The sequence below is a fragment of the Streptomyces sp. JJ38 genome, from assembly GCF_019303475.1.
Classification (GTDB): domain Bacteria; phylum Actinomycetota; class Actinomycetes; order Streptomycetales; family Streptomycetaceae; genus Streptomyces.
In genome coordinates this window covers 51,322-75,294 of the sequence record NZ_JABLSI010000020.1, presented here as the reverse complement: position 1 = coordinate 75,294, position 23,973 = coordinate 51,322, and the positions used below count along the sequence as shown (strand labels likewise).

Here is a 23,973-nt window from a genome sequence, read left to right as displayed (position 1 = left end):
ATGTTCCGCTGTGGCCCCGTTCAACGAGGAGCGTGCACGTGTTCAGCCGGAAGAGGCTTCTCCGAAGCATGGCGATAGGGTCCGCCGTGGCCCTGCTCGCCGGTTGTGCTTCACTGACCGGAGGGGACGGAGAAGAGGACGAGCCCATCGTCGTCGGGACGACCAGCGCGCCGAGCGTGCTCGACCCGGCCGGCGCCTGGGACGGTTCGTGGGAGCTGTACCGCAACGTCTACCAGACGTTGCTGCACTTTCCCGACGCCAGCGCCATCCCGGAGCCCGACGCCGCCGAGAGCTGCGGTTTCACCGACAACAGCAGCCAGGTCTACCGGTGCACGCTCAAGGACGGGCTCACGTTCTCCAGCGGTCGCCCGCTGGACGCCCAGGCAGTCAAGTACTCGATCGAGCGCACGATCAACATCGCGGCTCCCGTCGGCCCGGCTCCCCTGCTCGACTCCCTCGACCGCATCGAGACCAGTGGTGATCACACGGTGATCTTCCATCTCAAGGAGTCGAACGCCACCTTCCCGCTGGTCCTGGCCACCCCCGCCGCTTCCCTGGTCGACCCCGAGGACTACCCGGCCGACGCGCTGCGCGAGTCCGAGAAGGTCACGGGCTCCGGGCCGTACGTGCTGAAGTCGTACGCCCCGGACGACCGGGCCGAGCTGGTCAGGAACGAGCGCTACAAGGGCGCCGCCGAGCTGGAGAACAAGTCGGTGACGATCCGCTACTTCCATGACTCGGCCACGATGGTGGAGGCCCTGCGCGACGACAAGCTCGACCTCACCTACCGCGGACTGACGCCGGAGCAGATCTCCACCATCCAGGACCGGGAGTTCGAGAACAAGGACGTCTCCCTGCACGACATCGTGGGCACGGAGATCCGTTATCTCGTCTTCAACCCCGGACACGAGTCCGTCGAGGACCCGGCCGTCCGCCGGGCCATCGCCCAGGTGATCGACCGCAAGGCCCTGGTGCGCAACGTCTACCAGCGCACCGCCGAGCCGCTGTACTCGATGGTCCCCGGCGGCATCACCGGCCACACCAGCGCCTTCTTCGACGAGTACGGCGAGCCCAACCGGAAGAAGGCGGAGGAGGTGCTCTCCGACGCCGGGTTCAGTACGCCGGTCAAGCTGACCTTCTGGTACACGACGGACCGCTACGGCACGAGCGCCCGGATGGAGTTCGAGGAGATCCAGCGCCAGCTCAACGCCTCGGGCCTGTTCAAGGTCGGGATCGAGCACAAGGCGACGTGGAAGGACTACCAGGACGGCATCAAGAAGGGCGAGTACGCCGTCTTCGGCCGTGGCTGGTTCCCCGACTTCCCGGACGCCGACAACTACATCGGCCCGTTCGTCGGCCCGGAGAACGCCCTGGGCGTGCCCTACGAGGACGAGGACCTGACGGGCAAGCTGTTGCCGGAGTCCCGGCGGCAGAGCGACCGGGCCGCCGCGGGATCGACGCTCAAGGACGCCCAGCGCATCCTCGCCGAGGACGCCCGGCTGCTTCCGCTGTGGCAGGGCCGGGTCTACATCGCGGCCCACGACGAGATCGCCGGCGTCGAGTGGACGATCGACTCCTCGACCATCATGCGGATGTGGAAGCTGCACCGTAAGGCGAGCTGGTAACGGCACTGTCAGAGGCCACCTGTACGTTCGGAGGCGCCCGGTGAAGATCACCGGGCGCCTCCGACGCACACCGGAAAGGGTGACCAGGTGATCGACATGCTGCCCGCCTCCTGGCAGGACGTACTCGGCGAGGAGCTGCACAAGCCCTACTTCAAGGAGCTCACCGCGTTCGTCGAGGAGGAGCGGGAGCGCGGTCCGGTGTACCCGCCTCGCGAGGAGGTGTTCGCGGCCCTGGAGGCGACGCCCTACCACGAGGTGAAGGTGCTCGTCCTGGGCCAGGACCCGTACCACGGCGAGGGCCAGGGGCACGGGCTGTGCTTCTCCGTGCGCCCCGGGGTGCGCGTCCCGCCGTCCCTGCGCAACATCTACAAGGAGCTGCGGGAGGAGCAGGGGCACCCGCTCCCGGACAACGGCTACCTCATGCCGTGGGCGCGGCAGGGCGTCCTGCTGCTCAACGCCGTGCTGACGGTGCGGGCGGGGGAGGCGAACTCACACAAGGGCAAGGGCTGGGAGCAGTTCACGGACGCGGTGATCAGTGCGGTGGCCGCCCGGGAGGAGCCGGCCGTGTTCGTCCTGTGGGGCAACTACGCCAGGAAGAAGTCGCGGCTGATCGACGCCTCGCGGCACGTCGTGGTGGAGGGCGCGCACCCCTCGCCGCTGTCGGCCAGGAAGTTCCTCGGTTCGAGCCCCTTCGGGCAGATCGACGCCGCCGTCGCCGCGCACGGGCACCAGCCCATCGACTGGCGCATTCCCGACCTCGCGGGCTGAGCGCCTGCCCGGTGTCCGGCGCCGCCGCGGGTTAGCGTCGGGGCGGCGGACACCGCATCCGCCAGCGCCGCGCAGAGGACACGCAGTCACGGGAGACGCAGGTGAACCAGTCCACGCCGGACGACGAGGCGATGACGACCCGGATCGGCCAGGCCGTGATCCTGCTGCACGGTGGGGACCGGGAGGAGGCCCGCGGCCGGTTCGCCGAGCTGTGGGCCGAACTCGGCCACGACGGCGACCCGTTCCACCGGCTCACCGTCGCCCATTACATGGCCGACACCCAGGACGATCCGCAGGACGAGCTCGCCTGGGACCTGCGCGCACTCGGCGCGGCCGAGGCGATGAGCGGCGACCGCGCCGCCGGGGGCGGGTCTGGGCGGAGTGCGCGGGGGCTGTTCCCCTCGCTCCACCTCAACCTCGCGGCCGACTACCTCAAGCTCTCCCAGCACGCGGCGTCCCGGCGCGAGCTGGACCGCTGCCACGCCGTCCTGGACACCCTGGACGACGACGCCTACGGGCGCGGCGTCCGGGCCGCCGTCGCCCGGCTGGAGCTGCGGCTGTCCGAGGCCGCCGAGGGTCACGGGCGGCCGGGCCCCCCGTGATCGTGGATCTCCCGGCAGGTCCGGCCGAGGGGGCTGCCCGGCTGCCAGCCGCCGTACGCCTCGGCCAGGGCGCAGGCGTCCGTCCCCGCGGCCAGCGAGGCGACGGGCTCGGGGACGACGCCGGACGGGGCGCCCTCCCGCGGCGGTCGGGGCAGGTCAGCCGGGATGTGCGTGGGGTGCGCCGGCCGGGGGCGCGGGGGCGGCCCGGGTGCCACGGTACGGTCCCGCGTGCTCGGGTGCGGGGAGACCGGCGGTGGGCGGTCCGGCCGGGTGATCGACTCCTGGGCGGGCGCCGTCGCGGTCTCGGCGGGGCTCCCGCCGGGTGACGGCGTGGGTGCCGGGCGGCCCGAGGCCGGGACGGTGATGCACCCGGGCACCGCGGCCAGGGCAACTCCGGTGAGCAGTAGGGCGTATGAGGCGCGTCGCACGCCGCACACTCTGCCGCAGCCGGGGAGGGGAGATAACTCCCCGTGAGGGTGATCGCGCTGAGCGCCGTCACCCGTCCGGTGTGCCGCCGGGGTTGGGGACGCCGCTCGCGCCGCCCAGGCCCGTGGAGCCCGTCGTGCCGCCCGGGCCGGGGGCGCCGAGCATGCCGTCGAGAAGTTCCCGGGTGCTCGTACGCAGTGTCGCCACGTCCGGCGCCGTCGCGCGGTAGGAGCCGGCCGAGCAGCTGAACAGCACGCCCTCGCACCAGATCACGATGGACAGCGCGTGCCGTTCCGGTTCCGCGGACCCGAGCGCGCGCATCAGGGCCACCAGCGGCTCCCGGAACGCCGCGATGCCCACGCGGTCGTAGTAGGCGCGCAGTTCGGGCCGTCGGTTGGCCTCCAGCGCCAGTTCGTAGCGGGCCGCCAGCTGTTCGGGATGCTCGGTGACGAGGGCGTGGAGCCCCACGGCGATCGCCTCGGTCAACTGCCCGACATCCGTGCCCAGGGCCGCGATCCCGTTCGGCGAGACGATGTGCCGGTCCCGTTCCGCGAGGCGCCGTACGGCCGTCTCCAGAAGGGCGGCGCGGGTGCGGGCGTGGTTGGAGGTGGAGCCGGGCGGCAGCCCGGCCGTCTCGTCGACGGCCCGGTGGGTCAGGCCGCGCATCCCCCGCTCCGCGAGCAGCCGGATCGCCGTGTCGGCGATCAGTTCCCATCGGGCGGAAGGGCGTCGGGGTCGCGTGTCCATGGGACGAATCTACCCATGGCACTACATCCGTAGTATCCTGCACTACAGGTGTAGTGAACCTGTTCGCCACCGTGGGGAGGAGCCAGGTCCCGGCGACGCGCACTCGTCATCGGCGGCGGCCTCGGGGGCCTGACGGCCACGGCGGAGGTCGTCCGGCGCTCGCGCGCGCCCGCGCAGGCCTCAGCGCCACCGCCCGGCGGTCCGCCGGGCGAGGCCCGCCGCCCCGGCGCCGCCGAGCAGCCCCACAGACCCCCAGACCACCCAGTCGCCCCACCGGACGTACGGCGTGCGCTCCGTCGTCAGCGGCAGGGCGTACACGGCCGCGCCACCGCGGTCCGTCCCCAGCCGCGGGCCCACCCGCTCCCCGTCCGGGCCGTAGGCCGCCGTCACGCCCGTGAGCGTCGCGTGCACCATCGGACGTCCGGTCTCCGCCGCCCGCAGGGCCGCCAGCGAGGCGTGCTGCCCCGGAGCCCAGGTCTCCTGGAAGGTGCTGGTGGCCGACTGGCCGACGAGCAGCTCCGCCCCCTCCCGCGCCAGCCGCCGGCTCATGTCCGGGAAGGCCGTCTCGAAGCAGATCAGCGGGCCGACCCGCACCCCGCCCGCTGACATCACCACCGGCTCCGTGCCACGCAGCCGGTCCTCCTCGGCGGCCTGGCCGACCCGGGTGGCCCAGCCCAGCACGGGGCGCAGCGGGACGTACTCGCCGAACGGCACCAGGCGCGTCTTGTCGTACTGGTCACCGGTGAGACCCTCGTCGTCCACCAGCACCGAGCTCTTGAAGATGCCCGGTCCGCCCACCCGCCGGGCGTCCACGTTCACCAGCAGCGGGGCCGCGACCTCGGCCGAGAGCGCGGCAAGCCGCCGGGTGAGGTCGTCACGGGCGAACAGGTCGAACCCCACGCTGCTCTCCGCCCACACCACCAGGTCCACATCCCGGCCCACCAGGGAGCGCGTCAGCTCCACCCCGCGGTCGAAGCGCGGAACGGGATCGCTCAACTCGCCCGGCTGGACGACGCCCACCCGCGCCACACCCGAGGTCCGCGGTGCGGACACCCACAGCCAGGAACCGAGAATCCCCAGCACACAGCAGCCCAGCGCCCCCGCCGCCACTGCGCGGCCGCCCCGCGTCGGTGCCCCCGCGAGCAGGGCCGCCAACCCGGCGTTCACCGCCACGATGAGCCAGCCGATCAGCCACACTCCGCCCAGCGCCGCCAGCCGCAGCCCCGGCTCCCACGACCACTGGCTCGAGCCGAGCAGCCCCCAGGGGCCGCCCGCGTACTCCCAGGAGCGCACGAGTTCGGCCATCAGCCAGCCCGAGGGCAGCAGGACCACGGCACCCAGGGCGCGGGCGGGCCCGGCGCCGTCCCGGAGCAGCCGGTGCGCGAGCCAGCCCCACGGTGCCCACAGCGCACCCACGAGAGCGGCCAGAGGGAGCACGAAGACGTGGAGGTGCGGGGCCAGCCAGTGGTGCGTCGCCAGGATGAAGCCGGTGCCGCCCGCCCAGCCGAGCCACGCCGCCCGCCGCCCGTCCGCCGAGGCCGCGAGCAGCAGCAGCCACGGCACGAGCCCCGCGTAGGCCAGCCACCACAGCCCGGGGGAGGGGAAGGCCAGCGCCGGCAGGGCTCCGGCGGCGAGGGCCGCCAGGCCGCCCCACCAGCGCGAGGGCGCATACCGCATGGCGCGCCTCCTTCGCCGGTGGCCGGGACTGCCTTCAGTGTGCCTCCGGTCGGCCTCCGGCCCGGGTCGTTCAGCCCGACGTGTCTCCCCCCGCGTACGGGTCGAGGACGCCCATCCAGATCAGCACCAGCAGGATCGAGCCGAGCGCCACCCGGTACAGCACGAAGGGGAGGAAGCTACGGGTGGAGATGAACCTCATGAACCACGCGATCACCGCGTAGCCCACCAGGCCGCTGACGATCGTGGCCAGGATCGTCGGACCCCAGGAGACGTGGCCGCCGTGCTCACCGATCTCCGTCAGCTCCAGCAGGCCGGAGGCGAGGACGGCGGGGATGGCCAGCAGGAACGAGTAGCGCGCGGCGGCGGCGCGGTTGTACCCGAGGAACAGCCCGCCGGTGATCGTCGAACCGGACCGGGACATGCCGGGAATCAGCGCGAGCGCCTGGCAGCAGCCGTAGAGGATGCCGTCCCGCACCGTGAGGTCCTCCAGCCCCTTGACCGGCCGTGTGGCCCGGTGCCGGCCGGTGCCGCGTTCGGCCCGTTCGGCGGCGCGCTGGGCCATGCGGTCGGCGATGCCGAGCACGATGCCGAGCGTGATCAGGCTGAAGGCGATGAGCTGGAGGTTGCGGAAGGGGCCCTCGATGTAGTCCTTGAGCGTCAGGCCGAGGACGCCGATCGGGATGCTGCCGACGATGACGAGCCAGCCTATGCGCGCGTCCAGGTCGCGGCGGGCGGACTTGTCCACCAGCGAGCGTGACCAGGCCCGCAGGATGCGGACGATGTCCTGCCGGAAGTAGACCAGCACGGCCACCTCGGTGCCGATCTGCGCCACCGCGGTGAAGGCCGCGCCCGGGTCCTCCCAGCCCGCCGCCACGGCGGTCAGGCGCAGGTGGGCGCTGGAGGAGATGGGCAGGAACTCCGTCAGCCCCTGGACGATCCCGAGGATGAATGATTCGAACCAGGTCATGTCGGGATGCGCTCGTCCTTGTGATCGTGGATGGGTGGAAAAGGGTGGTGCGCCGGTCTGATGCTACGGGGAGCCGGATCTCAGTCCGCGGCACCCGCCGGTTCGCGGCTCCGCTGCCGGGGCCGTTCCCGCCGGAAGCGCTCCCGCCGGTGCCGGGCGAGCAGGACGCCGGCCGCCCCGGTGAGCACCAGGAAGCCGGAGGCGGCCAGGAACCCGGGCGACGCCGGGTCCGTGGCCCGGCCGCCGGCCAGCGCGTAGGCGGCCGTGCTCGGAACCGAGCCCACGGCGGTCCCCGCGAGGACGGCGGGCCAGCGCACCCGGGACACCGACGCCGCATAGTTCGTCAGCGCGAACGGAACCCCGGGCAGTAGCCGCAGGACCAGCATGGAGCGGAAGCCGTGCCGCTCCAGCAGCCGGTCGCCCGCGTGCAGGACACGGCCGCGCAGCATCGGGCGCAGGGCGTCCCGGCCGAGCAGCCGGCCCAGGCCGAAGGCCACCGCGGCGCCCAGGACCGAACCGGCCAGTGCCGCGGCCGTCCCCGTCCCGGCCCCGAACAGCAGTCCGGCGGCCAGGGACAGCACCGGGCGCGGTACGAAGGCCGCCGAACCGAGTCCGTAGCCCAGCACGAACACGCTCACGGCGACAACGGTGGGAAGCGTTCCCAGCCACTGCGGGCCCAGGAGGCGCTGGGGTTCGAAGACGGCGACGGCGGCCGCGCCCGCGACCAGCACCACCACCAGCGCGCCCAGCCGCAGCCACGGCGCGCGGAGGGGCCGGCCGACGTCCGTTCCGGCCGGCCCTTCGAGCGGTACGCCGAGGGCGTGCGGGACGTTCGGACGAGTGGGCGCAAGCACCGGGGGAGGGTAACCGACGAAGGTGAAGCCCCGACGGCTCCCGGGTGACGCGTGCGGTAACGGCGGCTCGGGGGTACCGCTTCCGCGCGCCCGCCCGACACCCACAATGGAACGGTGAACGAAGCGCTCCCGCTGACCCGGACCGTCGACCACGGGACGGCGCGGCTGCTGCCCGACGTCGACCGCGGCCGCGCCTGGCTGCTGACCGTCGACGGCGCCCCGCAGTCGTATGTGGACCTCGACGATCCCACTCACCTGGAGTTCGAGTACACCCGCCGCCTCGCGCACGTCATCGACGCCGTCGCGCCCGCCGGTCCGCTGGACGTGCTGCACCTCGGCGGCGGCGGGTTCACCCTGCCCCGCTACACCGCCGCGACCCGGCCCGGTTCGCGGCAGCGGGTGGTGGAGGCGGACGCGGCCCTGCTCCGCCTCGTCCTGGAGAACCTTCCGCTGCCCGACGGCGACGAGACGCGGGTGGAGGCGGAGGACGCCCGTGCGGCGCTGGAGTCCGCCGAACCCGCCTCCCACGACCTGATCGTGGCCGACGTCTTCGGCGGCTCCCGCGTGCCCGCGCATCTGACGACGCGCCAGTGCGCCGAAGCAGCCGCCCGGGCCCTGCGGCCTGGGGGTGTGTACGCCGCCAACCTCGCCGACGGCGCGCCCTTCCCGTTCCTCGGTGGCCAACTGGCCACCTGCGCCGCCGTCTTCCCCCACCTCTGTGTCCTGATCGAGCCGGGCGTCCTGCACGGCCGCAGATTCGGCAACGTGGTCCTCGTCGCCTCCGGGGCCCCGCTTCCGGTGGCGGAACTGGCCCGCGCCTGCGCGGCGGACCCCTTCCCGGCCCGCGTCGAGGACGGGTCCAGGCTGCGCCGGCTCGCCGCGGGGGCCACGGTCGTTCAGGACGAGGACGCCGTGCCCTCGCCGCAGCCCCCGCCGGGCTCCTTCAGCGTCGGCTGACCCGGCCGGGGCACGGCCTTCGACGAGGCCGCGACGACCGGGTCCTGTCCCCGGCGCCGTCGGCTCACTCGTCCTCGCCGTAGGGGCGCAGCGACTTGGCGATCTTGTCGATCATCGCCTGGGACAGCTCGTCCTCCACCCCGGTGTCCGTGATGAGGACCCACAGCCGCAGCTCACGCGAGGAGTCCAGCCACGAGACGGCGACGGCCTTGCCGTCCGCCTCGCACTTGTTGTCCTTCTCGGCGCCCTTCGACGTGGCGACGGCGATGTGGCCCTCGATGCCGTGGTCGCTCTTGAACGGCTTGGACTCGGTCCACTCGACCTTGTCCTTCTCCTCGCCGTGCCGGTAGTAGACGAAGCTCTGCGCCGCGTTCAGCGCCGCCTCGCTGGTGTTCTTCGCACCCTGCGCGCCCTTGGTTCCGACGACGGTCCGTGAGTACGTGCCCCCGTCGGAGTCCTCGCACCAGGCCTCCTTGAAGTAGGCCGGAGCGCTCATCGCCACCTGGGGGATGGGGAACATCGCGTCGGGGTCCTCCTTCTCGCCCCAGCCGATGATCGTCGTCTTGGTGCCCAGTTCCCAGTCCTCGGGGACGTCGAACGCACTGTGGTGCTTGGGGTTGATGACGACCTGCCAGCCGGGGACCACCGGCTCGGGGTCGTCCGACTCGCCGCTGCCCCGCGGGTTGTCCGGGTCACGGATCCCGCCGCCGTCGTCCTCGGAGGGGTCCGGTTCCGTGGAGGAGGGGGAGGAGCTGGCGGCGGGCTTGTCGCCGTCCTTCGACGAGGGCTTGCCCTCGTCCTCGTCGCCGGTGAGGAGGATCGCCCCGGTCACGACCGCTCCGGCGACGACGGCGAGCGAGACCGCGATCGCGAGGACCGTGTTGCGCCTGGAACTCTTGCCGCCTCCGGGCGGCTGCGGCACGCCGGGAGGCGCCGGAGTCGGCCACTGGCCCTGTCCCGCAGGCTGCTGGTAGGGATTGGGCTGCGATCCCGGCTGCCCCGGCTGTCCGGGCTGCTGGTACGGATTCGGTTGCTGATAGCCCGGCTGCTGGTACGGATTGGGTTCCTGCGGATTCTGGCCGCCCCCGGGCTGCTGCTGTCCTGGCCACATGACGTGAACTCTACGAGTGGCGCCCCGACGTCTCCATGGCCGCCCCCGCTTTGGTACGTGGCCGGGATGTGCGCGGAGCGGAGGAAGAACGGGAATCGACTCGCCCCACATCAAGCTACTCGCTGGTAATGTTCGGTCCATGTCTGAGAACCTGCCGTCGATCGGCGAGCTGATGGCGGCCTCCGTGCCGATGGTCCGTACCCTGAACCTGGAGTTCACCGAGGCCACCGCGGAGCGCGTGGTCGTCCGGCTGCCGGACCAGAGCGAGTACCACAACCACGTCGGCGGCCCGCACGCTGGCGCGATGTTCACCCTGGCCGAGTCCGCCAGTGGCGCCATCGTCATGGCGGCCTTCATGGACCAGCTCTCCAGGGCCGTGCCGCTGCCCGTCCGCTGCGAGACCACCTACAAGAAGCTGGCCAAGGGCCCCCTGACCGCCACCGCCCGCCTCGGGCGTCCGGTCGCCGACGTGGTGGCCGAGCTGGACGCCGGGCAGCGCCCCGAGTTCCCGGTGCTGGTCGACATCACCCGCGAGGACGGCGCCGTCACCGGCGACATGCGGATCGTCTGGACGCTGCGACCGAACGACTGAGCCGCTGCGCGCCCGTGTCCCCGGCGTCGCATACGGTGCACCCCGGGCACGGCAGGGACCGCACAGTCGAACGAGGAGTTGGCGATGGCAGAGGCGTTGATCGCGGGCGTGGGCGGCAGGGAGCCGCAGGTCGACCCCGAGGCCTACGCGGCACCCACGTCCGTGGTCGTGGGTGACGTGAGCGTCGCCGCCGGCGCGAGCGTCTGGTACGGCGCCGTGCTGCGCGGGGACATGGGAACGATCGTGCTGGGCCCGGAGAGCAACGTGCAGGACAACTGCACCGTCCACGTGGACCCGGGCTTCGACGTCTCCGTCGGCGCGCGCGTCTCGGTGGGACACAACGCCGTCCTGCACGGCTGCACCGTCGAGGACGACGTCCTGGTCGGCATGGGCGCCACCGTCCTCAACGGCGCGGTGATCGGGGTCGGATCGCTCGTCGCCGCGCAGGCCCTCGTCCCCCAGGGCATGCGAGTGCCTCCGGGCTCGCTGGTGGCGGGCGTCCCCGCCAAGGTCCGGCGGGAGCTCACCGAGGAGGAGCGGGAGCACATCCGGCTCAACGCCGCCGCCTACCGCGACCTGGCCACGCAGCACCGCGCCGCCGTCCGGGGAGCGGACTGACGTGGGCGAGGCCGTCCCCGTACCGCCGGGCCGGGCCGCCTCCCGGGCCGTGGCCCGGCGGGCCTCCCGGATGGCCTCCCGGCTCGTGCACCGCGCCTGGCGGTGGGCGCAGCAGGCGGGGGCTGTCACCGCCGACCGCCCGGGGCCGCACGCCTTCCGGCGGATCGGCTCCGGCACCCGGCTCGCCTTTCCGCAGGGCACGATCTTCGGCGCACCGTGGATCGAACTGGGCGACCACTGCATCGTGGGCGCCGAGGTGACCCTGACCGCCGGGATGATGCCCGATCTCGACCTCGGCCCGGAGGCGGTGCTGCGGCTGGGGTCCGGTGTGGTGCTGGGCAGGGGCAGCCACGTCATCGCGCACAGCCCGGTCACGATCGGGGACGACGTGTTCTTCGGCCCCTACTGCTACGTCACCTCCACCAACCACTCCTACGACGATCCGCATGAGCCGGTCGGCAGGCAGTGGCCCCGGTCGGCCCCCGTGGAGATCGGCGCCGGGAGCTGGCTCGGGCACGGTGCCGTCGTCCTGCCCGGCGCCCGGCTGGGGCGCAACGTCGTGGTGGCGGCCGGGTCCGTCGTCCGCGGGGAGGTGCCCGACCATGCGGTCGTGGCCGGTGCCCCGGCCAGGATCGTCAGGCGCTGGGACGCCGAGGCGGGCTGGCAGCCGCCGCTGCGCACCCCGGCCCCGACACCGGTTCCGGAGGGCGTCACCTCGGCGCAGCTGCTCGCGCTGGCGGAGCGGGCCGGGCCGGACGCGCTGCCGGAGCAGCCGGGGCCGCCGCAGGAGTGAGCCGGGCCCGCGCGGGAGGTGAACCGGGTCCGCCGGGGCCGGGGGTGTCCTGACGCCGGGTCAGCCCGCCGCGAGCAGGACCGTGCCCATGACGGCGAGCCCCACCCCGGCGCTCTGGATCGGCCGGAGTCGTTCGCTCAGCCAGCCGCGCGCGGCGAGTGCGGTGATCACCGGGTAGAGCGAGGCCAGCACGGCCGCGATGGTGACCGGCCCTTGCTGTGCCGCGACCATGTAGGTGCCGTTGGCGGCTACGTCGGCCAGGCCCACCAGAGCCAGCGCGGGCAGCGAGGCGCGCAGGCCGCTCCGGCCGTCCGGCGGCAGCGCCGGCCGGCCCCGGCGCACCTGGTCCAGCAGTGCCGCCCCGCCGACGGCCACGTTGCACAGCCGCTGGACGAACAGGGCGAGGAAGAGGCCGGTCATGGTGACCGACGCGTGCTCGATCAGCGCCATGACCGCGCCGATCCCGAGGGCGGCGAACGCGGTGAGCACCAGCGTCTGCCGTGGCACGGGCGCACCGCCGGTCTGTGGGCCGCAGGCCAGGACGACACCGCCGACGGCGACGACGATCCCGAGCGCCTGCACGGCGTCCGGCCGTTCGCCCAGGGCCAGGCCCACCCCGACGGGCACGGCCACCGCGCCCATGGCGGCCAGCGGCGAGACGACCCCCATCGGGCCGAGAGCCAGGGCCCGGTAGAAGGTGAGCAGGCCGATCGGGCCGACGATTCCGGCCGCCACCGCGAACCACAGCTGCGAGCCGATCTCCTGCCAGCCCCCGGTGGCCAGGACGATGGCGCCCAGCGCGACCGCTGCCAGGGACTGGGAGACCACCACGACCGTGAGCGCGGGAACGCGCCGGGTCAGCAGTCCGCCGCCGAAGTCGGCCAGCCCCCACATCAGGCTGGTGGCCAGGGCGAACGCCACGGTCATGGGGCACCTCGCAGTACAGTGTGATGGACGTTGGAGTCCAGCACACCGTAGTCCACGATGCAGGACTTTGCCATTCAAAATATTGGACCGCCAGATCCCTCGGGGAGGGCTCGCACGTGACCGACCTGGACCACCTCAGCCAGTCGCTCGCCCGTAACCTCAAGCGCCTGCGCACCGAGCGGGGGTTCACGCTCGACGCCCTCGCCGCCCGCTCGGGGGTGAGCAGGGGCATGCTCATCCAGATCGAACAGGCCCGGACCAACCCCAGCGTGGGCACGGTGGTGAAAGTCGGCGACGCCCTGGGCGTGAGCATCACCACCCTGCTCGACTTCGACCAGGCCCCGCAGGTGCGTCTGGTACCGGCCGAGCAGGCCGTACGGCTGTGGTCGACGGAGGCCGGCAGCCACAGCACGCTCCTGGCCGGCGCCGAGGCGCCCGGGCCGCTGGAGCTGTGGTCCTGGGTGCTCATGCCGGGCGAGGGCAGCACCTCGGACCCGCACCCGACCGGGACGACGGAACTGGTGCACGTCCGCTCCGGCGTGCTCACCCTCACCGTGGACGGCACCGACCACGAGGTACCCGCCGGGACCTCCGCCACCTTCCAGTCACACGTGTCCCACGGGTTCCGGAACGAGGGCACGGCCCCCGTGGAGATGACCATGGCCGTCTCCGTCCCCGCACCGCACTAGCCAGGCGGCGTCTCGGCGCCGGCGCCCGAGCCGGGGGAAGTGAGCTCAGCTCACAGGAGTGGGATCTCGATGGCCGGGCAGCGGTCCATCACCATCTCCACGCCCGCCGCCCGCGTCCGCGCGTACGCCGCCTCGTCGACGACGCCGAGCTGGAACCACACGCCGCGCGCGCCGATCGCCACGGCCTCGTCCGCGATCCGGCCGGCCAGCGAGGAGTTGACGAACACGTCCACGACGTCGACGGGGAAGGGGATGTCCGAGAGCGAGGCGTAACCCGGCTCGCCGTGGACCGTCTCGGCCTTCGGATGCACCGGGACGATCCGCTTGCCGTACCGCTGCAGCACCCTGGCGACGCCGAACGCCGCGCGCGCGGTGTTGTGGGAGAGCCCCGCCACCGCCCAGGTGTCGCCCATCTCGGTCAGCATGCGCCGTACGGCTCGGTCCTGCGCGCTGGCGTCCACGGTCATACCGGCTTCAACCGCGCCCGCCGCCCGCTCATTCCCGCTCCGCCCGGGGGACGTAGGGTGGCCCGTATGCAGGACCAGTACCTCACTGTCGCGGCCCCCGGCGTGCACGAGACCGAGGTCAACCGCTCGCGGTTCCTGTGCGCCCTCGCCCCCGCGGCCACCGAGGCCGACGCCCGGGGCTTCCTCGCCGCCGTCCGCGCCGAGCACCCCACAGCCTCGCACCACTGCTGGGCCTACGTCCTCGGGGCCGACGGCGCGGTGCAGCGGGCCGGTGACGACGGGGAGCCCGGCGGTACGGCCGGGGCGCCGATGCTGCAGATGCTGCTGCGCCGGGAGGTCCGCTGCACCGTCGCCGTCGTGAGCCGCTGGTTCGGCGGCACCAAGCTCGGCGCCGGCGGCCTCATCCGCGCCTACGGAGGCGCCGTGGGCGCTGCCCTCGACGCGCTCGGCACGGTCAGCCGGCACCGCTCCCGCCTCGCCACCCTCACCGTCGGGCACGACCGCGCGGGCCGGCTGGAGAACGATCTGCGATCCACCGGACGGCAGATCCGCGAGGTGCGCTACGGCTCCCGCGTCACCTTCGACATCGCCCTGCCCGCGGCCGAGGTCGACGCCTTCCGCGACTGGCTGGCCGACACCACGGCCGGTACGGCCCGCCTCGCACTGCACGGCGACAGCTACGACGGCTGACACCGCTCTCACGACGGCTGACACCGCCCGCCGGGAGCGTGGCCCGTGGACCAGTCCGGCCCCGCCCGGGGGCGCCGCCCGTACCGGCCCGGGACCGGCTGTCAGCGCCGGGGCTTAGGGTCGGTGCCCATGCGTCTGCTGCACACCTCGGACTGGCACCTGGGCCGCGGCCTGCACCGGGTCAGCCTGCTGGAGGCCCAGTCGGCCTTCATCGACCACCTGGTGGCCACCGTGCGCGAACGGGACGTCGACGCCGTCCTGGTCGCCGGGGACGTCTACGACCGGGCGGTGCCGCCGCTCAACGCCGTGGCGCTGTTCGACGACGCCCTCAACCGGCTGGCCGCCCTCGGCGTGCCCACCGTCATGATCTCCGGCAACCACGACTCCGCGCGGCGCCTCGGGGTGGGCGCCGGGCTGCTCGCGCGGGCCGGCATCCACCTGCGGACCGACGTGGCCGGGTGCGCGTCCCCGGTCGTCCTCTCCGACGCGCACGGCCCGGTGGCCTTCTACGGCCTGCCCTACCTGGAACCGGCCCTCGTCCGCGGTGAGCTGGGGGCCGAGCGTACGGCCCACGCCGCCGTCCTCGGTGCCGCCATGGACCGGGTCCGCGCCGACCTCGCCGCGCGCCCCGCCGGCACCCGCTCGGTCGTGCTGGCCCACGCCTTCGTCACCGGCGGCCAGGGCTGTGACAGCGAGCGGGACATCACCGTCGGCGGGGCCGCGGCCGTGCCCGCCACGGTGTTCGACGGCGTCGACTACGTCGCCCTCGGGCACCTGCACGGCTGCCAGACGCTCGGCGAGCGGCTGCGCTACTCCGGCTCCCCGCTCGCCTACTCCTTCTCCGAGGCCGGCCACCGCAAGTCGATGTGGCTGATCGACCTCGACGCCGCGGGCCGGGTGCGGGGCGAGCGCGTGGACTGCCCCGTCCCCCGGCCGCTCGCCCGCCTCCGCGGGCGTCTGGACGACCTGCTCGCCGACGAGGCCCTGGAACCGCACACCGGGGCCTGGGTGGAGGCCACCCTCACCGACCCGGTCCGCCCGGACGAGCCCATGGCCCGCCTCGCCGAGCGTTTCCCGCACGTCCTGAGCCTCGTCTTCGACCCGGACGGGCGGGAGGAGGAACAGCGGCGCAGCTACGCCGGGCGGCTGCGCGGCCGCAGCGACCAGCAGATCGCCGAGGACTTCGTCGCCCACGTCCGGGCCGGGCGCGGCCCCGACGCGCGGGAACGCGCCGTCCTGCGCGGCGCGTTCGACCGCGTCCGCGTCACCGACGCCGAGAACGAGAAGGACCCGACCCGTTGAGGCTGCACCGGCTCACCGTCACCGCCTTCGGCCCGTTCGCCGGTACCCAGGTCGTCGACTTCGACGCCCTGTCCGGGGCCGGGCTGTTCCTCCTGCACGGCGCCACGGGCGCGGGCAAGACCTCGGTCCTGGACGCCGTCTGCTACGCCCTGTACGGCGGCGTCCCCGGGGCCCGCCAGAGTCAGGGGCACACCGGCCTGCGCAGCAGCCACGCCCCCGAGGCCGTTCCCACCGAGGTCTCCCTGGACTTCACCGTCGGGGAGCGGCGACTGCGGCTCGCCCGCCGCCCCGAACACCGCCGGCCCAAGCAGCGCGGCCACGGCTACACGACGGACAAGGCACGCTCCCTGCTGCACGAGCACGATCCCACCACCGGTGAGTGGCGGCCCCTCAGCCGTTCCCACCAGGAGATCGGCCGGGAGGTCGGCGAGCTGATCGGCATGAGCCGCGAGCAGTTCTGCCAGGTCGTGCTCCTGCCCCAGGGCGACTTCGCGCACTTCCTGCGCGCCCGCTCCGACGAACGCGCCGCCCTGCTCGGGCGACTGTTCGACACCGGCCGGTTCCGCGCCGTCGAAGCACACCTCGCCGAGCGTCGGACGGCCGCCCAGCAGCGGCTGCGCGAGGCGGACGAGGCGCTGCTCGCCCTCGCCCACCGCATGCAGCAGGCCGCGGAGGAGAGCGGCACCGACGCCGCCCTGCCCGAACTCTCGCCGGGGGACGCCGGGCTGACCGACGCCGTCCTCACCTTCGCCGCCCTGGCCCGCACCACCGCACGCGAACGCGTCACCAGCACCGTGCTGGCCGTCCGGGCCGCCGAGGAACACCACTCGGCCGCCCTGGAGCGGCTGGCGGCCGCCGAGGAGCTGGCCCGGCTCCAGCACCGGCACCGGCAGGCGACCCAGCGGGCCGAGGACCTCAAGGCCCGGGCCTTCGAACGCGCCGCCCTGCGTCGGCGCCTGGAGCGCGCCCGGGCCGCCGAGACCGTCGTCCCCGCACTCACCGCCCGCCGCTCGGCCGAGGCCGAGCACCACGAGGCCGCCGCCGCGGAGGCGCAGGCGCGGGCCGCCCTGCCCGGCCACCTCGCCCAGGCCCCGGTCGAGCGGCTCACCGAGGCGGAGCGGCAGACCTCCCAGGAACTGGGGGCGCTGGACGCGGCCCGCCGCGCGGAAGCCCGCGCCGGAGCCCTGGACCGCGAGCTGGCCGCCCTGGAGCGCGACGCCGCGGACGACGAGGCGGTGCTGCGCGAGGCGGACGAGTGGCTGAGCGGCTGGCCCGCCGAACAGGCCGCTCACCGGGGCCGTGTCGACGCGGCGCAGGCGGCGGCCACCCGGGCCGAACAGCTCGCGGGCCGCCTCGACCCCGCCCGCCGCCGGCTCGCCGCCGCCCAGGCCCGGGACCGGCTCGTCGTCCAGCTGGCCGAGGCCACGGAGGCGGCACGCCGGGCCGCCGACCGCTCGGCGGCCGCCCGCGAGACCTGGCTCGACCTCAGGGAGCGCCGGCTCGCCGGGATCGCGGCCGAGCTCGCTGCCGGGCTGCGGCCGGGGGCGCCCTGTGCCGTCTGCGGCTCCGAGCGGCACCCGGACCCCGCGCGGCCGATCGAGGGTCAGGTGGACGCCGCCGCCGAGGACGCGGCACTGACGGGCTACCAGGAAGCCGACACCCGCCGGGAGGCGGCCGAGCGCGCCCTGGACGCGGTGCGCGAGGCATGGGAGGCCGCGCGGGCGGAGGCCGCTCAGGACACCGTGGACGACTGCGCACGGCTCGTGTCGGGCCTGGAGGCCGACCTCGCCGCCGCACGGCGGGAGGCCGCCGGCGCGCACACGCACCGCGAGCGACTCGCCCAGGCCGAGCGGGAGCACGAGCGCCGCCTGGCCGAACGCCACGAGGCGGGGCGGCGCACCGCGGCCCGCACCTCGCGCCGGGAGGCGCTCCAGCGCGAACTGGCGGTCCAGCGGGCGGAGCTGAACCAGGCGCGGGGGGAGGACGCCGACGTCGCCGCCCGCGCCGAGCGCCTGCGCCGTCTCGCGGGGGAGCTGGCGGCGGCGGCCGAGGCCGCCCGCCGCGCGGAGGCCGCCGCCCGGCATCTCAAGCAGGCCGACGCGGCGGAGGCCGATGCCGTCTGGCGGGCCGCTTTCGACACCCCGCGGGACGCGGCCGACGCCGTGCTGGACCCGGCGCGGGTGAGGGAGTTGCAGCGACGGCTGGACGACTGGCAGACGGAGGAGGCCGCCCTGGCCGCCGAGCTGGCCGACGCCGGCATCAGCGCGGCGGCCGAACGCCCGGCCGTGGACGTGGAGGCCGCGCGGCAGCAGGCGGGGAAGGCGGCCGAGCTGCGCCGGGCCGCCGACGCGGCGGCAGCGGCGGCCCACTCCCGGCTCGCCGCGCTGGACCGGCTCTCGGCGCGGGCCGCCGAGGCCGTGCGGGCCGTCGGGCCGCGACGGGCCGAACACGACCGCGTCACCCGACTCGCCCACCTGGCGGCCGGCACCTCGGCGGAGAACGAGCGCAAGATGCGGCTGGAGACGTATGTGCTGGCGGCACGGCTGGAACAGGTCGCCGCGGCCGCCAGTACCCGGCTGCAGCGGATGTCCGGTGGGCGGTACACCCTGCTGCACTCCGACGACCGGGCGGGCCGCGGAGCCAGGTCCGGCCTGGGCCTGCACGTGGTCGACGCGTGGACAGGGCGGGAGCGCGACACGGCGAGCCTCTCCGGCGGCGAGACGTTCTTCGCCTCGCTCGCCCTGGCGCTGGGCCTCGCCGACGTGGTGGGCGACGAGGCGGGCGGCACCCGGCTGGACACGCTCTTCATCGACGAGGGCTTCGGCAGCCTGGACGAACAGACGCTGGACGAGGTGCTGGAGGTTCTGGACTCGCTGCGCGAACGGGACCGCTGCGTGGGCATCGTCAGCCACGTCGCCGATCTGCGCCTGCGTATCCCGGCCCAGCTGGAGGTCGTCAAGCGCCGGGCGGGCTCGGCCGTCCGGCACCACGTGGAGGGCGCCGGCGCTCCGGCCTGAGGCCGGAGCGCCGGCTTCGATCGGCCCGGGGCTCCCGGAGACGGGTCACAGCACGGCCAGCTCCAACGCCAGGTCGTCCAGCCCCAGCGAACCCTGGGAGAGTGCCTCCATGTGCCAGCGCTTGGCGTCGAAGGCCGCCCCGTGCCGCGCGCGGGCGGCCTCCCGGCCCCGCAGCCACACGCGCTCGCCCAGCTTGTAGCCGATGGCCTGCCCCGGCATGCCGAGGTAGCGCACGACCTCGCTCTCCACGGTGTCCGCGTCCTGCCCGGAGTGCCGGCCGAAGAACTCGTGCGCCAGCCGGGGGGTCCACCGCTCACCGGGGCGGAAGGGGGAGTCCTGCGGGATGCGCAGACCCAGATGCATCCCGATGTCGACGATCACCCGGATCGACCGCATCATCTGGGCGTCCAGATAGCCGATCCGGCGTTCGGGGTCGGACAGGAAGCCCAGCTCGTCCATGAGCCGCTCGGCGTACAGCGCCCAGCCCTCCGCGTTGGCACTGACCATGCCCACCGTCGTCTGGTAGCGGGAGAGGCTGTCCGCCTTGTACACCCACTGCGCGAGCTGCAGATGGTGTCCGGGCACACCCTCGTGGTACCAGGTGGTGACGAGGTCGTACACGGGGAACCGCTCGTTGCCCATGGTGGGCAGCCAGGTGCGGCCCGGACGGGAGAAGTCGAGCGAGGGCGTCGTGTAGTACGGGGCAGCGGCGCCGCCCGGGGGAGCGATCATGGACTCCACCCGGCGGACGGGCCCGGCCAGATCGAAGTGGGCGCCGTCCAGGGCCGAGATGGCCTCGTCCATGAGTTCCTGCAGCCACGCCCGGGTCGTCTCCACGCCCTCGACGACCTGTCCGTGGTCGCGTAGGTGACGCATCACCGCCCACGGGTCGGAGGCGTCCGGGAGGATGCGCGCGGCCTCCCGCCGCATCTCGGCGGCCAGCCGGTGGAACTCGGACCAGCCGTAGGCGTAGGCCTCCTCCAGGTCCAGATCGGCACCGTTCCAGTACCGCACCCAACGGGCGTAGCGCTCCCGGCCGACCGTGTCCGGCGCCTCCGCGATCGCGGGGGCGTAGACGTCCTTCAGCCAGCTCCGCAGCTCGTCCACGGCCGTCGCGGCCCTCTGCGCCGCCGTGTCCAGCTCGGCGCGCAGCGTCTCCGGGGCGCCGGCCGTGAAGTCCCCGAACCAGCCGCCGGAACCGGGCGAGCCGGCCCACTGGGCGAGCTGGCCGATGACCGTCTCGGCCTGCCGGGGCCCGCCGTGCAGCCCCTTGTCCAGCCCGGCCGCCAGCGTCTGCCGGTAGCCCGCCACCGCCTGCGGGACACCCCTCAGCCGCTGGGCCACGGTCGCCCAGTGCTCGCTGGTCTCCGTGGGCATCATCGTGAACGCCATGCGCATCTCGTGCACCGGCGAGGACAGGTTGTTGATCGCCCGCAGGTGCTCGCCCGCGTCGTGGACGGCGAGGTGCGCCTCCAGGCGCTCCCGGAGCAGGCGGGCACAGCGCTGCTCCAGCGGGTCGGCGGCCTCGGGCCGCGCGGCGGAGGGGGCGAGCTCCGCGAGCGTCGAACGGTGGAGGTCGGCCAGGGCCCGCCGGCCGTCGGGCGAGAGGTCGGGCAGCAGCGCGTCGGTCCCGGGGACGCCCAGCTCGGTGCCGAGCACGGGGTCGAGACGGACAAGGGAGTCGACGAAGCCGTCGGCGAGCTGTCGGGGGAGCGGAGGTGCCTGCGTGGTCTCGGACATGGGGTTCATCCTCATACGGAAGATCGCACACGTCACGGGAGTTGTGCTCAGGCCTTCGGCCCGGGTGGCTGCTGCCCGCTGCCGCCGCCCGGCTCTTCCGGCGGCAGCAGGGGCCCGCACGACCAGTGCTGGAAGATCAGGCGCGTCTCCACGCGGGCGACCTCCTTGCGGGCGGTGAACTCGTCCAGCACGAGCCGCTGGAGGTCGGCGGTTCCGGTGACGGCCACGTGCACGAGGTAGTCGTCCGGGCCGGTCAGATGGAACAGGGACCGGGACTCGGGCAGCGCCCGGACCCGTTCGACGAACGGCCCGATCAGCTCCCGGCGGTGCGGCCTCACCTGCACGAGCAGCAGCGCCTCCAGCGAGCGGCCGAGCTTCGCCGGGTCCAGCCGGAGCTCGTGCCCGAGGATGACCCCGCTGCGGCGCAGCCTCGTCACCCGGTCCAGACAGGTCGAGGGAGCCAGCCCCACGGCTGCGGCGAGGTCGCGGTACGTCGTCCGGGCATCGTTCTGGAGGAGCCGCAGGATCTCCAGATCGACCGGATCAAGGCGGACGGAATCGGCCATCGGCCGAACGTAGCACGGCCATCATCCACTACGGGCCGGTAGGTGTTCAGCATGCATGCATGGACACGACACCTCTGACGGGTACGCCCGGCAGCCCGGAACCATCCCCCTTCCCGGGCGCGCTGGCCACCCACGCCGTACACGCCGGGCGCGAGGACCTCGCCGCCCTCGGCCTGCACGCCGCTCCGCTGGACCTGTCCACCACCTACCCGAGCCCCGACAGCCGGGGCGAAGGCCTGCGTCTGGACGAGTTCGCGGCGACGGGCGCCCAGCTCCAAGGGCCGCCCGTCTACGCGCGGCTGGACAACCCCACCGTCGCGCGCTTCGAGCGGGCGCTGGCCAGACTGGAGGACACGGAGTCCGCCGTCGCCTTCGCCAGCGGCATGGCCGCGCTGACCGCCGTCCTGCTGGCCCGGTCGGCGGCCGGACTGCGACACGTCGTGGCCGTGCGGCCGCTGTACGGCTGCAGCGACCACCTGCTGACCAGCGGGCTGCTGGGCACCGAGGTCACCTGGACGGACCCGGACGGGATCGCCGACGCCATCCGCGCCGACACCGCCCTGGTGATGGTGGAGACGCCCGCCAACCCAACCCTGGCCGAAGTGGACCTCGCGGCCGTCGCCCGGGCCTGCGGCGAGGTGCCGCTGCTCGTGGACAACACCTTCGCCACCCCCGTCCTCCAGCGCCCGCGGGAGCACGGGGCCCGGTTCGTCCTGCACAGCGCGACGAAGTACCTCGGCGGCCACGGGGACGTGCTCGGCGGCGTGGTGGCCTGTGACGAGGCCTTCGCCCGCGACCTGCGCCGCATCCGGTTCGCCACCGGCGGTGTGCTGCACCCGCTGGCGGGGTATCTCCTGCTGCGCGGACTCTCCACGCTGCCGGTCCGGATGAGGGCGCAGTCGGCCACCGCGGCCGAGCTGGCCCGTCGGCTCGCCGCCGACCCCAGGATCACCGCCGTGCACTACCCGCGGCTGGGCGGCGCCATGGTGGCTTTCGAGGTCGCCGACGATCCGCACGAGGTGATCGCCGGGGTGCGGCTGATCACGCCGGCGGTCAGCCTCGGCAGCGTGGACACCCTCATCCAGCACCCGGGGTCGATCAGCCACCGGATCGTCGACGAGAACGACCGCACGGCGGGAGGCATCAGCGAGAAGCTGCTGCGGATGTCCGTGGGGCTGGAGGATGTCGAGGACCTGTGGCGGGACCTGGACCAAGCCCTCAGCGGCCTTCGGCAGCCGGAGCGGCGGCGACCGGAGCCAGCGGCGCGCTGATCACCATGGTGCCCTCCTCGATCTGGTAGTCCAGCGGCAGTCCGAGGCCGCGCATGGTGGCGATCATTCCGGTGTTGGCGGCGCGGGTGACGGCGTAGACGTTCTCGAACCCGGCCTCCACCGCCATGTCCACCAGGCGGCCGAGCAACTCGCCGCCGATGCCGCGGTGCTGCCAGTCGTCCTCCACGAGGAGGGCCACCTCGGCCTCGTCCCCGTCCCACAGCAGGTGGCCGAGGGCGACGAGCCGGCCCGAGGCCGTCTCCGCCGTCAGGGTGCGGCCGAACCGCGGCGACAACAGGTGCGCCAGGTAGCGGTCGGCGTCGTGCACGGGGCCGTGGTAGCGCAGCGTCAGCGTGGCTTCGGAGCAGCGGTCGTGCATGGCCCGGGCGTCTTCCAGGTCGTTCGGGTCAGCACGGCGGACCGTGATCGCGTTGCCCTCCGGCAGGGTCAGCAGATCCCGGCTGCGCGGGACGCGCTGCCCCAGCCGGGTGTCCAGCTGCACCAGCGCCCGGGCCCGGGCGAACTCGGCCGGGGTGAACGGAAGCTGGGGACGCTCCACCACGATCGTGCCGCCCGAGGCGTCCGGCAGGCGCAGCACCGTGTCCTCCAGCACCCCTTCCGGGGGCACCGGGTCGCCCATGGGCCGGCCTGTCAGGGAGACGGCGGGGATCGAGCGGATCGTGCAGCGCCCCAGCAGGGACCGCAGGGCCAGGGGTAGTTCCGCGGTGTCCAGCGCCGTCCGGGTCGCGATGGACAGCACCCGCGTCGGGACGTCGACGAGCTCGTGCGCGTCCGCCCGCTCCAGCCAGGTGTCCCGGCCCCCGCCGGCCGACGCCATCGCCACCAGGCGGGCCCTCGCCAGCTCGGCCGGGGCGCGGAGCATGAACTCGTCCACCGTCGCCGACTCGCCCAGGGGGTGGGTCTGCAGGGCGAGGATGTCCACGGCGCTGTCCGCCAGCGCCGCGCACAGCGCGGCGAGGGCCCCGGGGCGCTCGTCCACCGTCGTCCGCATCCGCCACAGCACGGTGGCCGCTTCGGCACGCGAGCCCGCGGCGGGTTCGGCCGCGACGCCCGCCCCGGTATCGGGTGGCGGTGCCCCGTGCCTGCCACGGCGTGGCCACCACGCCATGCGCCGGCGGTTCCCGCGGCCCGTGGAAGCGGGCGTGGCGGGGGCGGTGGAAACGTTCGACGGTTCAGCCATGCGTACATCCTTGGGCACAGGTGTTGCCTGGTCACGAACGGTCTGTGACCGACGGGTTAAGGATGGTTCTGTCGGTTTGGAAGCCATTTCCGCCATATCAAGCCGTTCCGAGATTGACGTTCGGGTGGCCGGTCGTGCCGCCCGACGCGGGTCGGCGCGCGGGCTGCCGCGACTCCGTCTTCCCAACGTCTCGCGCGGCCCCGATGTTCCTGCGGCACCCGGACCGGGCGGCCGTGGCGGAACGCGTGGCGGTGGCGCGGCGCGAGCGGTGACGTCGGGTACCGGCGTCCGACCCGTTTCCGGATCGTAATGCTCCGTCAGCCGGTGCGGAACAGGGCCCTCGGCCAAGCCCGTGGCCGAGGACAG

General features: G+C 74.1%; 23 protein-coding genes. 12 read left to right on the top strand and 11 right to left on the bottom strand.

Going from position 1 to position 23,973, the window contains the following annotated elements:
• Positions 1-68 precede the first annotated feature (68 nt).
• From HPT28_RS13910 to HPT28_RS13900, 3 genes are all read left to right on the top strand, one after another.
• On the top strand, positions 69-1,625 hold the full coding sequence (locus HPT28_RS13910; protein ID WP_257578577.1) for an ABC transporter substrate-binding protein: 1,557 nt from the start codon (positions 69-71) through the stop codon (positions 1,623-1,625).
• Positions 1,626-1,721: 96 nt separating this feature from the next.
• Positions 1,722-2,393, top strand: a complete 672-nt coding sequence (ung, locus tag HPT28_RS13905; RefSeq protein WP_219091385.1) for a uracil-DNA glycosylase — start codon at positions 1,722-1,724, stop codon at positions 2,391-2,393.
• A 131-nt stretch (positions 2,394-2,524) separates the two neighbouring features.
• Positions 2,525-2,995, top strand: a complete 471-nt coding sequence (locus HPT28_RS13900; RefSeq protein WP_219091384.1) for a hypothetical protein — start codon at positions 2,525-2,527, stop codon at positions 2,993-2,995.
• Here the strand turns inward: HPT28_RS13900 and HPT28_RS13895 are convergent.
• The 5 genes from HPT28_RS13895 to HPT28_RS13875 form a co-directional block, all read right to left on the bottom strand.
• A complete protein-coding gene (locus HPT28_RS13895) occupies positions 2,971-3,423 on the bottom strand; it encodes a hypothetical protein (protein ID WP_219091372.1) in 453 nt (150 codons plus the stop codon). The genes HPT28_RS13900 and HPT28_RS13895 overlap by 25 nt on opposite strands.
• Before the next feature lie 67 nt (positions 3,424-3,490).
• Positions 3,491-4,168 carry a TetR/AcrR family transcriptional regulator gene (locus HPT28_RS13890; protein ID WP_219091371.1) on the bottom strand — a complete coding sequence of 226 codons (678 nt, stop codon included), beginning with the start codon at positions 4,166-4,168 and terminating at the stop codon, positions 3,491-3,493.
• Between the two features lie 180 nt (positions 4,169-4,348).
• Positions 4,349-5,845: an apolipoprotein N-acyltransferase gene (lnt, locus tag HPT28_RS13885; protein ID WP_219091370.1), complete on the bottom strand. Its 1,497-nt coding sequence runs from the start codon at positions 5,843-5,845 to the stop codon at positions 4,349-4,351.
• A 70-nt stretch (positions 5,846-5,915) separates the two neighbouring features.
• Entirely contained in the window at positions 5,916-6,812 is an 897-nt protein-coding gene (locus HPT28_RS13880; RefSeq protein ID WP_219091369.1) for an undecaprenyl-diphosphate phosphatase, read from the bottom strand.
• An 80-nt stretch (positions 6,813-6,892) separates the two neighbouring features.
• Positions 6,893-7,666, bottom strand: coding sequence for a TVP38/TMEM64 family protein (locus tag HPT28_RS13875; RefSeq protein WP_219091368.1), 774 nt, complete (start codon positions 7,664-7,666; stop codon positions 6,893-6,895).
• 114 nt (positions 7,667-7,780) lie between these two features.
• Between HPT28_RS13875 and HPT28_RS13870 the strand changes: the two genes are divergently transcribed.
• A complete protein-coding gene (locus HPT28_RS13870) occupies positions 7,781-8,623 on the top strand; it encodes a spermidine synthase (protein ID WP_219091367.1) in 843 nt (280 codons plus the stop codon).
• 64 nt (positions 8,624-8,687) lie between these two features.
• On the opposite strand, the gene HPT28_RS13865 is transcribed toward HPT28_RS13870, so the two are convergent.
• Positions 8,688-9,734, bottom strand: coding sequence for a hypothetical protein (locus tag HPT28_RS13865; RefSeq protein ID WP_219091366.1), 1,047 nt, complete (start codon positions 9,732-9,734; stop codon positions 8,688-8,690).
• A 139-nt stretch (positions 9,735-9,873) separates the two neighbouring features.
• On the opposite strand from HPT28_RS13865, the gene HPT28_RS13860 reads away from it, so the two are divergent.
• From HPT28_RS13860 to HPT28_RS13850, 3 genes are all read left to right on the top strand, one after another.
• The gene (locus tag HPT28_RS13860; RefSeq protein WP_219091365.1) at positions 9,874-10,326 is read left to right on the top strand and encodes a DUF4442 domain-containing protein; all 453 of its coding nucleotides are present in this window, start codon (positions 9,874-9,876) and stop codon (positions 10,324-10,326) included.
• 84 nt (positions 10,327-10,410) lie between these two features.
• Positions 10,411-10,944 (top strand): gamma carbonic anhydrase family protein, encoded by a 534-nt coding sequence (locus HPT28_RS13855; RefSeq protein WP_219091364.1) that lies wholly within the window; start codon positions 10,411-10,413, stop codon positions 10,942-10,944.
• A gap of 70 nt (positions 10,945-11,014) precedes the next feature.
• Positions 11,015-11,737, top strand: a complete 723-nt coding sequence (locus tag HPT28_RS13850; RefSeq protein ID WP_219091383.1) for a DapH/DapD/GlmU-related protein — start codon at positions 11,015-11,017, stop codon at positions 11,735-11,737.
• 60 nt (positions 11,738-11,797) lie between these two features.
• Here the strand turns inward: HPT28_RS13850 and HPT28_RS13845 are convergent, their stop codons facing one another.
• Positions 11,798-12,664 (bottom strand): EamA family transporter, encoded by an 867-nt coding sequence (locus HPT28_RS13845; protein WP_219091363.1) that lies wholly within the window; start codon positions 12,662-12,664, stop codon positions 11,798-11,800.
• A 116-nt stretch (positions 12,665-12,780) separates the two neighbouring features.
• On the opposite strand from HPT28_RS13845, the gene HPT28_RS13840 reads away from it, so the two are divergent.
• Positions 12,781-13,353: a helix-turn-helix domain-containing protein gene (locus HPT28_RS13840; RefSeq protein WP_219091362.1), complete on the top strand. Its 573-nt coding sequence runs from the start codon at positions 12,781-12,783 to the stop codon at positions 13,351-13,353.
• A gap of 50 nt (positions 13,354-13,403) precedes the next feature.
• On the opposite strand, the gene HPT28_RS13835 is transcribed toward HPT28_RS13840, so the two are convergent.
• Positions 13,404-13,820, bottom strand: coding sequence for a CoA-binding protein (locus HPT28_RS13835; RefSeq protein WP_219091361.1), 417 nt, complete (start codon positions 13,818-13,820; stop codon positions 13,404-13,406).
• Positions 13,821-13,886: 66 nt separating this feature from the next.
• Here HPT28_RS13835 and HPT28_RS13830 point away from each other — a divergent pair, with 66 nt between their 5' ends.
• The 3 genes from HPT28_RS13830 to HPT28_RS13820 all read left to right on the top strand — a co-directional run bounded on the left by HPT28_RS13830 (position 13,887) and on the right by HPT28_RS13820 (position 18,829).
• Positions 13,887-14,510 (top strand): YigZ family protein, encoded by a 624-nt coding sequence (locus HPT28_RS13830; RefSeq protein WP_219091360.1) that lies wholly within the window; start codon positions 13,887-13,889, stop codon positions 14,508-14,510.
• A 129-nt stretch (positions 14,511-14,639) separates the two neighbouring features.
• A complete protein-coding gene (locus HPT28_RS13825; RefSeq protein ID WP_219091359.1) occupies positions 14,640-15,812 on the top strand; it encodes an exonuclease SbcCD subunit D in 1,173 nt (390 codons plus the stop codon).
• A complete protein-coding gene (locus tag HPT28_RS13820; RefSeq protein ID WP_219091358.1) occupies positions 15,809-18,829 on the top strand; it encodes an AAA family ATPase in 3,021 nt (1,006 codons plus the stop codon). The genes HPT28_RS13825 and HPT28_RS13820 overlap by 4 nt, the downstream gene beginning before the upstream one ends.
• Positions 18,830-18,874: 45 nt before the next feature.
• Here the strand turns inward: HPT28_RS13820 and HPT28_RS13815 are convergent, their stop codons facing one another.
• Positions 18,875-20,569, bottom strand: a complete 1,695-nt coding sequence (locus HPT28_RS13815) for a DUF885 domain-containing protein (RefSeq protein ID WP_219091357.1) — start codon at positions 20,567-20,569, stop codon at positions 18,875-18,877.
• A 47-nt stretch (positions 20,570-20,616) separates the two neighbouring features.
• Positions 20,617-21,135 carry an Lrp/AsnC family transcriptional regulator gene (locus HPT28_RS13810; protein ID WP_219091356.1) on the bottom strand — a complete coding sequence of 173 codons (519 nt, stop codon included), beginning with the start codon at positions 21,133-21,135 and terminating at the stop codon, positions 20,617-20,619.
• Between the two features lie 59 nt (positions 21,136-21,194).
• Between HPT28_RS13810 and HPT28_RS13805 the strand changes: the two genes are divergently transcribed.
• Positions 21,195-22,406 (top strand): PLP-dependent aspartate aminotransferase family protein, encoded by a 1,212-nt coding sequence (locus tag HPT28_RS13805; protein WP_219091355.1) that lies wholly within the window; start codon positions 21,195-21,197, stop codon positions 22,404-22,406.
• On the opposite strand, the gene HPT28_RS13800 is transcribed toward HPT28_RS13805, so the two are convergent.
• The gene (locus HPT28_RS13800; RefSeq protein ID WP_257578576.1) at positions 22,354-23,607 is read right to left on the bottom strand and encodes a GNAT family N-acetyltransferase; all 1,254 of its coding nucleotides are present in this window, start codon (positions 23,605-23,607) and stop codon (positions 22,354-22,356) included. The genes HPT28_RS13805 and HPT28_RS13800 overlap by 53 nt on opposite strands.
• Between the last annotated feature and the right edge of the window lie 366 nt (positions 23,608-23,973).